The sequence below is a fragment of the Pseudomonas sp. TH31 genome (assembly GCF_016650815.1).
Classification (GTDB): domain Bacteria; phylum Pseudomonadota; class Gammaproteobacteria; order Pseudomonadales; family Pseudomonadaceae; genus Aquipseudomonas.
Window position 1 is genome coordinate 71,324 of the sequence record NZ_JAEKEZ010000026.1, and the last position, 13,927, is coordinate 85,250.

Genomic DNA, 13,927 nt, shown 5'->3' on the forward strand with positions numbered 1-13,927 from the left:
TGATGTAACCGACCTGCATGACAGTGTGATGTTCCCGTAGAAGGGAGATTTGAGGTGGTTCAGGCGGGATTTTGGTGCCCCATTCGCGGGCAAGCCTCGCTCCTGCAGGTTTGATTGCACCTGTAGGAGCGAGGCTTGCCCGCGAAGGCGTCAGATCAGGCGACAGCCGTCTCGGCTGGCGAAACAATGCTGGTCTTGCCGCCACGGGACTTGCCGGAGCTCAAATACTCGGCAATCGATTCCTGCGTCACTTCCCCCAGGAACACTCGCTCGGCATCCATCACCGGCAGCCACGAGCGGTTGAACTCGTACATGCGCGACAGCAGGATGCGCAAATGCTCGTCGAACGCGGCGGTGGCGTTGAACTCGCGCAGGTACTGCGCACACGTACCGGCCTGACGGTGCAAGTCGCGACGTCGCACATAACCGAGCGCCTTGTTGTCGGAGCACGTCACCACGACATAACGACGGTCCAGTTCGTCCATCAACTCCAGGGCCTCGGCCACCGGGGTTTCCGGGCTCACCGACGGCGCGTTGTCCGCCGCGTCTTCGGCTTTCACCAGCAACAGGCGCTTGAGGGTGCTGTCCTGGCCGACGAAGTTGCTGACAAAGTCGTCTGCCGGGTGCGCCAGCAGCGTGTCCGGGTGATCGATCTGCAACAGCTTGCCGGCGCGGAAGATCGCAATCTTGTCGCCGAGCTTGATGGCTTCGTCGATGTCGTGGCTGACCATGATCACGGTCTTGTTCAGCGCACGTTGCATCTCGAAGAACTCGTTCTGGATCATCTCGCGGTTGATCGGGTCGACCGCGCCGAACGGCTCATCCATCAACAACAGCGGGGCATCCGCGGCCAGCGCACGAATCACGCCGATCCGCTGCTGCTGACCACCGGACAGTTCACGCGGGTAGCGAGTCAGGTACTGCTTGGGTTCGAGCTTGATCATGCTCATCAACTCGCGGGCGCGGTCGTGGCATTTCTGTTTGTCCCAGCCCAGCAGTCGCGGGACGATGGTGATGTTTTCCTCGATGGTCATGTTCGGGAACAGACCGATCTGCTGGATCACATAACCGATGTTGCGACGCAGGGTCACTGCGTCGAGGTCGGTGGTGTCTTCGCCGTTGATCAGGATCTTGCCCGAAGTCGGCTTGATCAGGCGGTTGATCATTTTCAGCGTGGTGCTTTTGCCGCAGCCCGATGGCCCGAGGAACACACAGATTTCGCCTTCATTGACGGTCAGGCTTACCGAGTCCACGGCTTTCACATCTTTGCCGTTGCTTTGGAAGGTCTTGCTGAGGTTTTGAAGTTCGATCATTTGAGCAGTCCTTTTGGAGTCAGCGTGCGTTGCAGCCATTGCAGAAGCAGGTCGGCGAAGATGGCCAGGAGACTGACCAGCACGGCGCCGACGATCAGCATCGACATGTCGCTGCGGCTGATTGAAGCGAGAATAAGTACACCGAGGCCACCGGCGCCGATGGTCGCGGCAATGGTCATGACACCAATGTTCATGACCACGGCGGTGCGCACACCGGCCAGAATCACCGGCACCGCGATCGGCAGTTCGACCATGCGCAGGCGCTGGTAGAACGTCATGCCGATGCCACGGGCGGCTTCGCGAATGCCCGGTTCGACGCCGGTCAGCGCCAGGTAGGTGTTACGCATGATCGGCAACAGCGAGTAGAGAAACACGGCGGTGATTGCCGGCATCGGGCCCAGGCCCTGGCCGAATTTGGAGTAGAACGGCAGGAGCAGGCCGAACAGTGCAATCGACGGCACGGTCAGCAGCACCGTGGCGCTGGCTTGCAGGGGGCCGGCCAGCGACGGGAAGCGCGTCATCAGGACGCCCAGCGGTACGCCAACGAGGATCGCCAAGGTCACGGCGATGCCGACCAGGGTGATGTGCTGCAAGGTCAGGTGCAGCACCAGCGGCCAGTCGAGATGGGAAAAGGCGTTTAGAAATTCCATGTCTTCTCCTCAGTTCAGTGGATGCTGGCGCAGGAAATCTGCGGCAACGGATGAAGGGCTTTCGTGATCGACATCGACCCGCGCGTTGAGCTGGCGCATGGTCGCATCGTCGAACAGTTCAGCCAGCGGCTTGAGTTCTTCGGCCAGTTTCGGATGCGCGTCGAGGTAAACCTGACGCACCACCGGCGCGGCGGTGTAGTCCGGGAAGTAGTGCTTGTCGTCTTCGAGCAGTTTCAGTTTGAAAGCGTTCAATCGACCGTCAGTGGTGTAGACCAGCCCGGCAAACACCTGACTATTGCGCAGGGCGGTGTAGACCAGCCCGGCGTCCATTTGGCGAATGTTTTTGCGGGTCAGGTTCATGCCGTAGAGCTTGACCATGCCGTCCAGACCGTCGGAACGGTTGGCGAACTCGGTGTCCAGCGCCACCAGGTGATTGTCCTTCTGCTCAGCCTGCAACACCGTATTCAGCTCGCTGATGGTGTTGATCTGCGGGTAAGCCTTGGCGGTGGTTTCCGGCAGGGCCAGGGCGTAGGTGTTGCTGAATTTCGACGGCGTGAGCCAGACCAGGCCTTTTTTCGCGTCGAGTTCTTTCACTCGGGCGTAGGACTGTTCGCTGTCGAGCTTTTCAGTGACGTGGTTGTAAGCCACCAGCGACACGCCGGTGTATTCCCACATCAGGTCCAATTGGCCACTTTCGTGAGCGCTGCGGGCCAGGTTACTGCCCAGGCCACCGGTCACCTGAGTGTCGTAACCCTTGGTGCGCAGGTATTGGGAAGTGATTTCCGCGAGCAGGGTTTGTTCGGTGAACACCCGGGCGCCGATGCGGATCACCGGTTTTTCAGCGGCTTGGGCAAATCCTGCGAACAGCAGGGCGCAGCCTAGTAATAGGGTCAGTCTTTTCATAAATATTCCTTTGCCGAGGCTTAAGACGGGCGTAGGCCGCGTTCGAGCCAGAGGCGGCTGGCGAGTGTCACCAGACCGTCGAGCAGCAAGGCCAGCAGGGCGGTGCAAGCGGCGCCGAGCAGCAGTTGCGGCTGATTGTTCAGGGCGATGCCAGGGAAAATCAGGCTGCCCAGGCTGTTGGCGCCGATCAGGAACGCCAGCGGTGCGGTCCCGACGTTGATCGCCAGGGCCACGCGCACGCCACCGATGATGATCGGCACGGCGTTCGGCAGTTCGACCCGCCACAGCACTTGAGTCGGGGTCATGCCGATACCGACGGCCGCTTCCTTGAGTGAACCCTGGACGTTTTTCAGGCCTTCATAGGTGTTGCGCACGATCGGCAACAGCGAGGCGAGGAACAGGGCGAAGATCGCGGGGCCGCTGCCGATGCCCAGAATCCCCAGGGCGATGGCCAGTACGGCGAGAGGCGGAACGGTGTTGCCGATGTTGAAGATCTGCATGAAGCGTTCAGCGCGGCCAACCATGGTCGGGCGGCTGAGGAAGATACCGGCGGGGATGCCCACAACGAGGGCGGCCAGCATGGAGACAAGGACGAGAATCAAGTGAGCTTGCAGGTAAAACAACAAATCGTCGCGGTAATGTTCGATCGTGTTGATGCCAATCCAGTGGACCAGCAGGGCCAGGAGTGCGACGACAACCGCACCTCCTATAAGCCCCTTGCCATAGCGAATAGCCACAGGCGGACTCCTTTTTTCTTAGTCGGCGAACGCAGTCCTTTGTGGCATGCCATTGCTGGCTGCCGGGCTAAAACGTTCGCGAAAAGCAGCGCGTTCTATGTCCGCAAAGGGACATGAATCGAGCCATAAGCGCAGCCTCGTCAGGCTAACTTGCTGATTTTTCAGCCCCTGGTACGAGTGCAGTAACAGGGGAGTGGACGCCTCCACCTTTTAAAAGGTTCCATAATTAACAGCAAATAGCCACCGTAGGAGCTGCCGAAGGCTGCGATCTTTTGATCTTGATCTTCGACGGTTTTTACAAAACAAGATCAAAAGATCGCAGCCTTCGGCAGCTCCTACGGGGTGATGCGGTGTTTGGGGGAGGCTACGGACGGTGGTCCGTGGGGCGCGTTTTAAGCTATACTCGCCGCCCTTTTTTGAATCACCTGCCAGGCGATTTCCCATGACCAAACAGGCCGCCGAAGTCGCGAAACGCCGCACTTTCGCTATTATTTCCCACCCCGATGCCGGTAAAACCACCATCACCGAGAAGCTCTTGCTGATGGGCAAGGCGATTGCGATTGCGGGCACGGTGAAATCCCGTAAATCCGACCGCCATGCCACCTCCGACTGGATGGAAATGGAAAAGCAGCGTGGTATCTCGATTACCACGTCGGTCATGCAGTTCCCGTATCGCGATCACATGATCAACCTGCTCGACACCCCGGGCCACGAAGACTTCTCCGAAGATACCTACCGCACCCTGACGGCAGTGGACTCGGCATTGATGGTTCTCGACGGCGGTAAGGGTGTAGAGCCACGGACCATCGCGCTGATGGACGTCTGCCGTCTGCGGGACACGCCGATTGTCAGCTTCATCAACAAACTCGACCGTGACATCCGTGACCCGATCGAACTGCTCGACGAAATCGAAGCCGTCCTGAAGATCAAGGCTGCGCCGATCACCTGGCCGATCGGTTGCTACCGCGACTTCAAGGGCGTTTATCACCTCGCCGACGACTACATCATCGTGTACACCGCCGGTCACGGCCACGAGCGCACCGATGTGAAAATCATCGAGAAGCTCGACTCCGATGAAGCCCGTGCGCACCTCGGTGACGAATACGATCGCTTCGTCGATCAACTGGAACTGGTACAGGGCGCCTGCCACGAATTCAATCAACAGGAATTCCTCGACGGCCAACTGACCCCGGTGTTCTTCGGTACTGCACTGGGCAACTTCGGTGTCGATCACGTGCTCGACGCCGTGGTCAACTGGGCGCCGAAGCCATTGGCCCGTGTGGCCAACGAGCGCACCGTGGAACCGGTTGAAGAGAAATTCGCCGGTTTCGTGTTCAAGATCCAGGCGAACATGGACCCGAAACACCGCGACCGTATTGCCTTCATGCGCATCTGCTCCGGCAAGTACGAAAAAGGCATGAAGATGCGCCACGTGCGCACCGGCAAAGACGTGCGGATCGGCGATGCGCTGACGTTCTTCTCCTCCGAACGTGAGCAACTGGAAGAAGCGTTTGCCGGCGACATCATCGGTTTGCACAACCACGGCACCATCCAGATCGGCGACACCTTCACCGAAGGTGAAGTCCTGGGTTTCACCGGCATCCCGCACTTCGCCCCGGAACTGTTCCGTCGCGTACGCCTGCGCGATCCGCTGAAATCCAAGCAACTGCGCCAGGGCCTGCAGCAATTGGCCGAAGAAGGCGCCACCCAAGTGTTCTTCCCGACGCGCAGCAACGACATCATCCTCGGCGCCGTCGGTGTGCTGCAGTTCGATGTGGTCGCCAGCCGTTTGAAAGAGGAATACAAGGTCGAGTGCTCCTACGAGCCGATCACTGTGTACTCTGCGCGCTGGATCGATTGCAGCGATAAGAAGAAGCTCGAAGAGTTCCAGGTCAAGGCGGTGGAAAACCTCGCCATCGACGGCGGCGGTCACCTGACCTACCTGGCGCCGACGCGAGTGAACCTGGCACTGATGGAAGAGCGCTGGCCGGACGTGAAATTCCGTGCAACCCGTGAGCATCATTAATTTGTAGGCGCACGACTTGCCGGCGATGGTCGTTTCGAAATCGCCATCGCGAGCAAGCTTTGCGCCTACCGGTTGTGAGGCGCACCCAAAACCCTGTGGCGAAAGCTGCAGGGTTTTTTGTTGGCCTTGATTAGGCGGTGTGCGAAAAGAAATGGCGTGAACGCGACTTGATCACCTGATTACCACTCAGCAGGGCGGGTCAGGCTTTAATCTTCCTTATCCCGCCAAGCCGTCGATTGTTGCTGTTGAACTAGAGGTGTCAATCATGTTTTCATCCGTCGAGCTTTATGTATTTATTTGACATGTCGAATTTAAGATCTATAGTCAGGCGGCAGCGAATTGGAAGGATCCAATTATGCCAAAAGCCGGAGCCATATGATGCGCCAGATCACGGATGATCCAAGCCCAATCTGCGAAATAATCACTTTAAGTCCTTCCATTAGTCTGAGTTTTAATCTCGGGTTTGAACGGGAGGCGTACCGGGATGGCATGGTCCCGATATACCTGAAACAGTTCCATTCAAAACTCTGCGGGCAGCGCTCTGGCGCTATTCCTGCGTGGTCGAAAGTTATTCCTTCCCTCGATTCATATAGTTTATTTATTACGCCCTTCCTGCATTAGCGGAGCCATTTCATGGTTTAAGTGTTGGCCGCATGCCTGTGGCACTTAAATCACATGGATAAACGTCGGCCGTTCGTTTTCGAAATATCTATTTAAGAGTTTGGTGTGTCATGAATACAATCAGTTATTTAGAAAAAAATCCTATGCCTGTAGATATTCAGCGAAGAGCTGATGATTTCGTGCTTCGCTCGGGGAAGGTTGAAGATGCAGAAGATTTAGCGGCGTTATTTAGAGTGTCGTACGGACAGACGACCCATCCATGCCAGAGCCCACCCTATATTTACAACGCGATTGTTTCAGAGCTACAAGAGTGGTTCGTTCTGGAAATTGACTCTTCAATTGTTGGCTGTTCGTGCATTGCACGTCGTACTTGGAACCAATCCTGGGAGTCATGCTATGGCGTTGTTCATCCTGGCGCTCGCCGATCCGGAGTTATTTCCAGTTTGATAAAGCTAAGCCTGGAGGGCCACGACCCTGAGTTCATGGAGTTGGGGTTCTATGTTCCGAGAAGTCACTCCATCCACGCCATCATGAACCAGATTCGCAAAGGTGTGCTGGTGGGACATGATGGGGGACCCAATATGGTTGACGGTATCAGAGAGTACCATTTCACGGCGATACATCCGCCGGCAGCGGGTGAGTTTACTCACATAGCGCCGCCTTACGTCACCGCATCAAACCCCTCCTTCATAAAAGATCATTTATACGAATCATTGGGGCTTCAGCCTGTGCCTGGCGCCTACCCGAGCGCTTGTTTCACTGGGCCGCCAGGCACTGAAGAACACGCCTCTTTTTTATATTCCTGCGATGAAATGGCTAACGCATTCACACTGTCGGGCTATACAGGGGCAGCAATAACTGAATATGAAGTCTTTCTTGAGTTGAAGGCGTTGATAGCGCTCTGGGCAGAGTCTGCCTATATTGCTGCGTATATTCTTTCCGATAAAGTTGAATTAATCAGCCAGATGGTCACTTTGGGGTTTGTCATTACATCCTATCTGCCAGCCTGGCACGTACATGCCGGTGCGCGATACGATTGCGTCATGCTTGTACGCCATAATTTTTTGCAATCTCCGCAAAGCCATGGTTTCGATTCTGAAATAGCCTTCTTTGATCATGCCTACTCCGAGTTGACTAAAAGTCTATCTCTTATTGCTCGTACCAATTAGTGCTGAAGTATTTAGTCGGCCTGGCCGAATCCATTTTCATTCGAATGACTGCCGAGGGATTATAAAATGACAAGAGAGCAATGGAGTGCTGTTCGAAAACAGATTCCCGATGGGGCAAAGGGGCCATGGACACTGATGTTGTGGGGGGCGGATCTTCTTGTTCTGCTGTTTGCGTGGAACCTATGGCTCAGCTCATCAATAGCACTTAAAGGCCTTGCTTTAGTACTTGCAGGGCTTGCCGTAATACAGATATATCTCATCTCGCACGAGGCATTGCACGGCTCTGCCTCAAGCAATAGAAAACTTAATAATTTTATTGGACATTTTAATGGCTGGCTAATTGCCCTTCCTTTTCTGGTGAGACGTAGATATCACATGGCTCACCATACGTGGACCGCTCACCCGGTCAATGATCCAGAAAATAAAAGCATGATTGAAAAATTTTCAGTGATGACAAGGAAGCAGGAAAGAACGCTGGAGTTTATGTGGAAGCACTGGATCCCGATGATTGCTGCAAATCACTTCCTTGCCAATTGGCGCGCGCCGTTTGTCGCACGCGCTCAAGGAGACAGATCATCAAAGATAATGAACGAGATCCGCTTCGCCCGTATTTATATAGCGGGATACATTATCGTCGCGGCTATCGCTCTCGCTTTCGGCCGTCTAGCAGAACTCACATGTTTTTATCTTGCGGTATGGCTGATTCTCTTCTTTATGGTGGAGTTACTGAACTTGCCTCATCATGCCGAAGCCCCGCTTTTAGCGAAAGATGCCGATCGACTGCAGTTCTGGGAGCAAGACACCGTATCTCATGATTGCGGGAGCCTGCCGCTTTGGTCTCGCTTCATCATCCTGAACTTCAACCTCCATATCGTTCACCACGCATTCCCTTCGGTGCCCTGGTACCGATTGCCTCAAGCACACAGTCTTTTGCATCAGCAAAAAGGCGAGCATCTAAAAGAACAAACTGATGAATGGCGCTTTGCATGGAAAAATCGACGTCGGCCATTACTGAAATTGATGGGGCATTTTTTTGATCGGCGGGCCTGACGCCTGCGAGAGTGAAGACTATGCAGTGTACGCAAAGCATCTGTAGATCGTTTGGCGCAGACAAAGCCCGTTGAAAACGCTGCGGTTTTTTACCAGCTTGGCCATCTCAGAGAGTGGGGTTACTCTCTAAAGCAGTCTAGCTGTCACCGCTGGGGCAGAAATGTTCCCTGGTGAAAAACCATCTGCCAGTGTTCGCCCTGCTGACGCCAGATCGAACTGCGCAAGCTGTTGGCGGGGGAACGCTGGCCGATGGCGACGGTGTGACAGTGGTAGGTCACCAGGGCTGTGTCTTCTGAAAGCTGTTTGGCGGCGAACTCGCTGATAGTCCGTTGGGCGAAGGGTTGCAGAGGCAGTTGCTCGACCACTTCGGCTTTGGTCCAGATGCTGCCGTTGGCTCCGAACTCAATGAAGTCGTCGGCGAGCAGGCGTGAGATTTCTTCCGCGTCGCGCCGGGTGGTCTGGGAGAGGAGGCGTTGTTCGAATAGCAGCAGGGTTTGCGACAGATCCACGGTGGGGCCCTTTGTCTGAACAGCTGCGCGTCACCTTAGCGCAGCGCACACCAGAGAACATCGATCTCCAGGAATAGACAAAAACCCCTGCGTGAGGGGGCAAGCCCTAACGTCAGCCAGTTAAGAAAATCTCAGGCGAAACGCGCTTCGTGTAGCAGCTGGCGAAGCCTGCGTTCGGCTGCGCAGCAGTCGTGAAATCAGGCAGCACGTTGTTTCAAAAAGACCTCGCGTTCAGGTTTTACGACTGCTGCGCAGCCGAACGCAGGCTTCGCCAGCTGCTACAAATCGCGTTGCAGCTAAACCCCTTTGCCACAAAGTCAAAAGATCGCAGCCTTTGGCAGCTCCTGCGATTCCCGTGTAGGCGCTGCCGAAGGCTGCGATCTTTTGATCTTTTCGGCATAACCGTTATTCCAAACCAATCTGCCCATTCATGGCAATTCCCGCCCTTCGTTAGCGTCCTATCTGGAGAACCCGGCCGATCGGAACTAGATTTCATTCAGCGCCACGGCAACCGGGTTACGCGCCGGCAGGCACCCATGCTGCATCTCAGAAAGGATGGAATCGGCTATGAGCATTTTTCAACGCGTTGTGCTGTTGCTTAAGGTTTTGGTGATGCTGTCCCTCGGCACGTCAGCGGCGTGGGCGGCCAGCCCAAGCCATCCCCAAGGATTTAATGGTGTTCCCGGGCATGACAGCAGCGGTCTGATGATCGCCAAGTCGGACTCCGAGGGCGGCGATGAAGGGCAGGGCGGCAGCAAAGGCGATGACGACTCCACGACTGACGAGCCTGATCCTGATTCAAGTGATGACGAGGAAGGCGATAGCCAATCGTAAACCCCGGACAAAAGAAAACCCCTTCTACCGGACTGATGCGCAATCCAGGAAAAGGGGTTTGGTCAACTCTTCAAAAGCGCGCCTCAGTGATTGAGGCGCGTTTTTTTACGCCACGCCGTCGAGGAACTGCTCGGCGTAGTGGCAGGCTACTTGCCGACTGTCGAGCAGGCGCAGGGCCGGCTCTTCGGTACTGCAGCGTTCGGTGGCGTACGGGCAGCGCTTGTGGAAAGCACAGCCGGATGGCGGGTTCAGCGGGTTGGGCAACTCGCCGACAATCTTGATTTTCGGCTTGTTCGGGTCCGGGTGAATGGTTGGGGTGGCCGACAGCAACGCCTGGGTGTACGGGTGCAGCGGACGCTCGTAGATGTCGTTCTTCGGGCCCATTTCCACCGGGCGACCGAGGTACATCACCATCACATCATCGGCCACGTGCTGGACGACCGCCAGGTTGTGCGAGATGAACACGTAGGCGGTGTTGAACTCTTGCTGCAAATCCATGAACAGGTTCAGCACCTGCGCCTGGATCGACACGTCCAGCGCGGAGGTCGGTTCGTCCGCCACCAGCACTTTCGGTTGCAGCATCATGGCGCGCGCCAGGGCGATCCGCTGGCGTTGACCGCCGGAGAACATGTGCGGATAACGCTGGTAGTGCTCAGGACGCAAGCCCACCTGCTTCATCATCGCCTGGACTTTCTCGCGACGTTCGGCGGCTGACAGGTTGGTGTTGATCAGCAGTGGCTCGCCGAGCTGGTCACCGACTTTCTGCCTTGGGTTCAACGAGGCGTACGGGCTCTGGAACACCATCTGCACGTCTTTGCGCAGTTGCTTGCGCTGGGACTTGTTGGCGCCGGTGACTTCCTGCCCGGCGATTTTCAAGGAACCGGAGGAGGGCTCTTCGATCAGCGTCAGGGCGCGGGCCAGGGTGGATTTGCCGCAACCCGATTCGCCTACAACCGCGAGGGTCTTGCCGGCTTCCAGTTCGAACGACACACCGTTAAGCGCGCGAACCAGCGCATGGCCCTTGAACAGGCCACGGGACACTTCGTAGTGACGGGTCAGGTCGCGGGCGGTAAGTACGACGGCCATTACGCCACCTCCTGATTCAGCGGGTAGAAGCAGCGGGCGAGGCTGTTGCTTTTCGGATCAAGGCCAGGACGCTGGGCGCGGCAGGAATCCTGTACGTACGGGCAGCGTGGCGACAGCAGGCAACCCTGCGGACGGTCGTAACGACCGGGAACGATACCCGGCAGCGTGGCCAGACGCGTGGCGCCGAGGCTGTGTTCCGGAATCGCCTTGAGCAGCGCTTCGCTGTACGGGTGCGCCGGAATATCGAACAACTGTGGCACCTGACCGACTTCGACCGCTTGGCCGGCGTACATCACGCACACGCGCTGGGCGGTTTCAGCCACGACCGCGAGGTCGTGAGTGATCAGCACCAGGCCCATGTTCTGCTCTTTCTGCAAGGCCAACAGCAGGTCCATGATCTGGGCCTGAATGGTCACGTCCAGGGCAGTGGTCGGTTCGTCGGCGATCAGCAGTTTCGGTTCGCCGGCAATCGCCATGGCGATTGCAACACGCTGGCTCATACCGCCGGACAGTTGATGCGGGTAGGCCTCCATACGGCTGGCGGCGCCCGGGATTTCAACTTTTTCCAGTAGCTCGATGGCACGCTTGCGCGCTTGCTTGCTGGACATTTTCAGGTGCAGGCGCAGCACTTCTTCGATCTGGAAGCCGACGGTGTAGCTCGGGTTCAGCGCGGTCATCGGGTCCTGGAAGACCATGGCCAGGTCTTTGCCGACGATCTGCCGACGCTGACGGTTGCTGAGCTTGAGCATGTCCTTGCCGTCGAAATTCAGGGCGTCGGCGGTGACGATCCCCGGATGTTCGATCAGGCCCATCAGCGCCATCATGGTCACGGACTTGCCGGAACCCGATTCGCCAACGATGGCCAGGACTTCGCCTTTGTCCACGGTAATGTCGAGCCCGTCGACCACCGGAACGGCGTTCTTGTCGCCGAAACGAACGTTGAGATTCTTGATTTCTAACAGTGACATTTGAATCTCCTCAGGCGGCGTTCTTGAGTTTCGGGTCCAGCGCATCGCGCAGGCCGTCGCCCATCAAGTTGATTGCCAGCACGCTGAGCAAAATGGTCAAACCAGGCAGGCTTACCACCCACCAGGCGCGTTCGATGTAGTCGCGAGCCGAAGCCAGCATGGTGCCCCACTCGGGAGTTGGCGGTTGAACGCCAAGACCGAGGAAGCCCAGGGCCGCGGCATCGAGAATCGCCGAGGAGAAGCTCAAGGTCGCCTGAACGATCAGCGGTGCCATGCAGTTTGGCAGCACGGTGACGAACATCAGGCGTGGCAGGCCGGCGCCAGCGAGGCGGGCGGCGGTCACGTAGTCCCGGTTCAGTTCACCCATCACCGCGGCGCGGGTCAGACGAACATAGGACGGCAACGAAACCACGGCGATCGCAATAATGGTGTTGATCAGGCCAGGGCCGAGGATGGCGACAATCGCCACCGCCAGCAGCAGGGACGGCAGGGCCAGCATGATGTCCATTAGACGCATGATGGTCGGGCCGAGCATTTTCGGGAAGAAACCGGCGAACAGACCCAGCAGGATCCCCGGGATCAGCGACATCACCACCGACGACAAGCCGATCAGCAGGGACAGGCGCGAACCGTTGATCAGCCGCGACAGCAGGTCGCGCCCCAGTTCATCGGTGCCGAGCAGGAACTGGATTTGCCCGCCTTCGAGCCAGGACGGCGGGGTCAGCAGGAAGTCACGGTATTGCTCGCTCGGGTTGTGCGGGGCAACCCACGGCGCGAAGATCGCGCAGAAAATGACCAGCAGCATGAACATCAGGCCGGCGACGGCGCCTTTGTTCTTGGAGAATGCTTGCCAGAATTCTTTGTACGGAGACGGGTACAGCAGGCTTTGATCGACTGCTACCGCTGGAATTGGAGTGCTCATGGTCATGATGATCTCAGCGCTGGTGACGAATGCGTGGGTTGGCAAAGCCGTAGAGGATGTCCACTACGAAGTTGACCAGAATCACCAGGCAGGCGATTAACAGGATGCCGTTTTGCACCACGGGATAGTCCCGTGCGCCAATGGCTTCGATCAGCCATTTGCCGATGCCGGGCCAGGAGAAGATGGTTTCGGTCAGGACCGCACCGGCCAGCAATGTGCCGACTTGCAGGCCGACCACGGTCAGCACTGGAATCAGCGCGTTGCGCAGGCCGTGGACGAATACCACGCGAGCCGGCGACAGGCCTTTGGCGCGAGCGGTACGGATGTAATCCTCACGCAGCACTTCGAGCATCGACGAACGGGTCATCCGCGCAATAACGGCCAGCGGGATGGTGCCGAGCACGATGGCCGGCAGGATCAGGTGATGCAGGGCATCGAAGAATGCACCGACGTCATCGGCCAGCAAGGTGTCGATAAGCATGAAACCGGTGCGCGGCTCAATGTCGTAGAGCAGGTCGATCCGCCCGGACACTGGCGTCCAGCCGAGGGACACCGAGAAGAACATGATCAGGATCAGGCCCCACCAGAAAATCGGCATCGAATATCCCGCCAGGGAGATGCCCATCACCCCATGGTCGAACAGGGATCCTCGCTTGAGTGCCGCAATCACCCCGGCCAGAAGGCCCAGGATGCCGGCGAACAACAGCGCGGCCATGGACAGTTCCAGGGTCGCAGGGAATAGAGAGCTGAACTCGGTCCAGACACTGGTGCGTGTGCGCAGTGATTCGCCAAGGTCGCCGTGGGCTAACTTGCCGATGTAATCCAGGTACTGGGCATACAGGGGTTTGTTCAGACCTAGGCGTTCCATTGCCTGGGCGTGCATTTCGGGGTCGACCCGACGTTCGCCCATCATTACTTCCACGGGGTCGCCCGGAATCATGCGAATCAACGCGAAAGTCAGCAGGGTGATGCCGAAAAACGTGGGGATCAACAACCCCAGTCGGCGGGCAATAAAACTAAACATCTTGTGTGGTACCTCATCAGCCGGTTAGGCGTGCCTGGCGTCCCTGGGGTCAGGGACGCCGGGAGTTTTCTTATCTACTTCACCTGGGTGGTGGCGAAGTTATTAGTGGTGAGGG

General features: G+C 57.3%; 13 protein-coding genes. 4 read left to right on the top strand and 9 right to left on the bottom strand.

Annotation, left to right across the window (positions count from 1 at the left end; genetic code table 11):
* Positions 1 to 155: 155 nt before the first annotated feature.
* Genes JFV26_RS17980 through JFV26_RS17995 form a run of 4 tightly spaced genes read right to left on the bottom strand, consistent with a single transcriptional unit; the run spans position 156 to position 3,603 of the window.
* On the bottom strand, positions 156 to 1,313 hold the full coding sequence (locus JFV26_RS17980; RefSeq protein ID WP_201194373.1) for an osmoprotectant ABC transporter ATP-binding protein OsmV: 1,158 nt from the start codon (positions 1,311 to 1,313) through the stop codon (positions 156 to 158).
* On the bottom strand, positions 1,310 to 1,963 hold the full coding sequence (locus JFV26_RS17985; RefSeq protein ID WP_201194375.1) for an ABC transporter permease: 654 nt from the start codon (positions 1,961 to 1,963) through the stop codon (positions 1,310 to 1,312). The genes JFV26_RS17980 and JFV26_RS17985 overlap by 4 nt, the downstream gene beginning before the upstream one ends.
* A 9-nt stretch (positions 1,964 to 1,972) precedes the next feature.
* Positions 1,973 to 2,866 carry a glycine betaine ABC transporter substrate-binding protein gene (locus JFV26_RS17990; RefSeq protein ID WP_201194377.1) on the bottom strand — a complete coding sequence of 298 codons (894 nt, stop codon included), beginning with the start codon at positions 2,864 to 2,866 and terminating at the stop codon, positions 1,973 to 1,975.
* Between the two features lie 20 nt (positions 2,867 to 2,886).
* Positions 2,887 to 3,603 (bottom strand): ABC transporter permease, encoded by a 717-nt coding sequence (locus JFV26_RS17995; RefSeq protein WP_054049992.1) that lies wholly within the window; start codon positions 3,601 to 3,603, stop codon positions 2,887 to 2,889.
* 442 nt (positions 3,604 to 4,045) lie between these two features.
* Here JFV26_RS17995 and JFV26_RS18000 point away from each other — a divergent pair, with 442 nt between their 5' ends.
* The 3 genes from JFV26_RS18000 (at position 4,046) to JFV26_RS18010 (ending at position 8,469) form a co-directional block, all read left to right on the top strand.
* On the top strand, positions 4,046 to 5,629 hold the full coding sequence (locus tag JFV26_RS18000; protein ID WP_201194379.1) for a peptide chain release factor 3: 1,584 nt from the start codon (positions 4,046 to 4,048) through the stop codon (positions 5,627 to 5,629).
* Between the two features lie 731 nt (positions 5,630 to 6,360).
* The gene (locus tag JFV26_RS18005; RefSeq protein WP_201194382.1) at positions 6,361 to 7,419 is read left to right on the top strand and encodes a hypothetical protein; all 1,059 of its coding nucleotides are present in this window, start codon (positions 6,361 to 6,363) and stop codon (positions 7,417 to 7,419) included.
* A gap of 66 nt (positions 7,420 to 7,485) precedes the next feature.
* Entirely contained in the window at positions 7,486 to 8,469 is a 984-nt protein-coding gene (locus tag JFV26_RS18010) for a fatty acid desaturase family protein (RefSeq protein ID WP_201194384.1), read from the top strand.
* 143 nt (positions 8,470 to 8,612) lie between these two features.
* On the opposite strand, the gene JFV26_RS18015 is transcribed toward JFV26_RS18010, so the two are convergent.
* On the bottom strand, positions 8,613 to 8,978 hold the full coding sequence (locus JFV26_RS18015) for a DUF4440 domain-containing protein (protein WP_201194387.1): 366 nt from the start codon (positions 8,976 to 8,978) through the stop codon (positions 8,613 to 8,615).
* Between the two features lie 567 nt (positions 8,979 to 9,545).
* Here JFV26_RS18015 and JFV26_RS18020 point away from each other — a divergent pair.
* Entirely contained in the window at positions 9,546 to 9,812 is a 267-nt protein-coding gene (locus JFV26_RS18020; RefSeq protein ID WP_201194389.1) for a hypothetical protein, read from the top strand.
* Positions 9,813 to 9,917: 105 nt separating this feature from the next.
* Here JFV26_RS18020 and JFV26_RS18025 read toward each other — a convergent pair whose 3' ends face one another.
* From JFV26_RS18025 to JFV26_RS18040, 4 genes are read right to left on the bottom strand one after another with little or no spacing between them, the layout of a single operon-like run.
* Positions 9,918 to 10,898 (bottom strand): peptide ABC transporter ATP-binding protein, encoded by a 981-nt coding sequence (locus JFV26_RS18025; RefSeq protein ID WP_201194390.1) that lies wholly within the window; start codon positions 10,896 to 10,898, stop codon positions 9,918 to 9,920.
* Positions 10,898 to 11,866, bottom strand: coding sequence for an ABC transporter ATP-binding protein (locus tag JFV26_RS18030; protein ID WP_201194391.1), 969 nt, complete (start codon positions 11,864 to 11,866; stop codon positions 10,898 to 10,900). Before JFV26_RS18030 ends, JFV26_RS18025 begins: the two co-directional genes overlap by 1 nt.
* 10 nt (positions 11,867 to 11,876) lie before the next feature.
* A complete protein-coding gene (locus tag JFV26_RS18035; RefSeq protein ID WP_201194394.1) occupies positions 11,877 to 12,788 on the bottom strand; it encodes an ABC transporter permease subunit in 912 nt (303 codons plus the stop codon).
* 13 nt (positions 12,789 to 12,801) lie between these two features.
* Entirely contained in the window at positions 12,802 to 13,812 is a 1,011-nt protein-coding gene (locus JFV26_RS18040) for an ABC transporter permease subunit (protein ID WP_201194392.1), read from the bottom strand.
* Between the last annotated feature and the right edge of the window lie 115 nt (positions 13,813 to 13,927).

Bases quoted from the DNA above. Each gene is read 5' to 3' on its own strand.
- JFV26_RS17980 (WP_201194373.1), bottom strand. From the start codon at position 1,313: ATGATCGAACTTCAAAACCTCAGCAAGACCTTCCAAAGCAACGGCAAA.
- JFV26_RS17985 (WP_201194375.1), bottom strand. From the start codon at position 1,963: ATGGAATTTCTAAACGCCTTTTCCCATCTCGACTGGCCGCTGGTGCTG.
- JFV26_RS17990 (WP_201194377.1), bottom strand. From the start codon at position 2,866: ATGAAAAGACTGACCCTATTACTAGGCTGCGCCCTGCTGTTCGCAGGA.
- JFV26_RS18000 (WP_201194379.1), top strand. From the start codon at position 4,046: ATGACCAAACAGGCCGCCGAAGTCGCGAAACGCCGCACTTTCGCTATT.
- JFV26_RS18005 (WP_201194382.1), top strand. From the start codon at position 6,361: ATGAATACAATCAGTTATTTAGAAAAAAATCCTATGCCTGTAGATATT.
- JFV26_RS18010 (WP_201194384.1), top strand. From the start codon at position 7,486: ATGACAAGAGAGCAATGGAGTGCTGTTCGAAAACAGATTCCCGATGGG.
- JFV26_RS18020 (WP_201194389.1), top strand. From the start codon at position 9,546: ATGAGCATTTTTCAACGCGTTGTGCTGTTGCTTAAGGTTTTGGTGATG.
- JFV26_RS18025 (WP_201194390.1), bottom strand. From the start codon at position 10,898: ATGGCCGTCGTACTTACCGCCCGCGACCTGACCCGTCACTACGAAGTG.
- JFV26_RS18030 (WP_201194391.1), bottom strand. From the start codon at position 11,866: ATGTCACTGTTAGAAATCAAGAATCTCAACGTTCGTTTCGGCGACAAG.
- JFV26_RS18035 (WP_201194394.1), bottom strand. From the start codon at position 12,788: ATGAGCACTCCAATTCCAGCGGTAGCAGTCGATCAAAGCCTGCTGTAC.
- JFV26_RS18040 (WP_201194392.1), bottom strand. From the start codon at position 13,812: ATGTTTAGTTTTATTGCCCGCCGACTGGGGTTGTTGATCCCCACGTTT.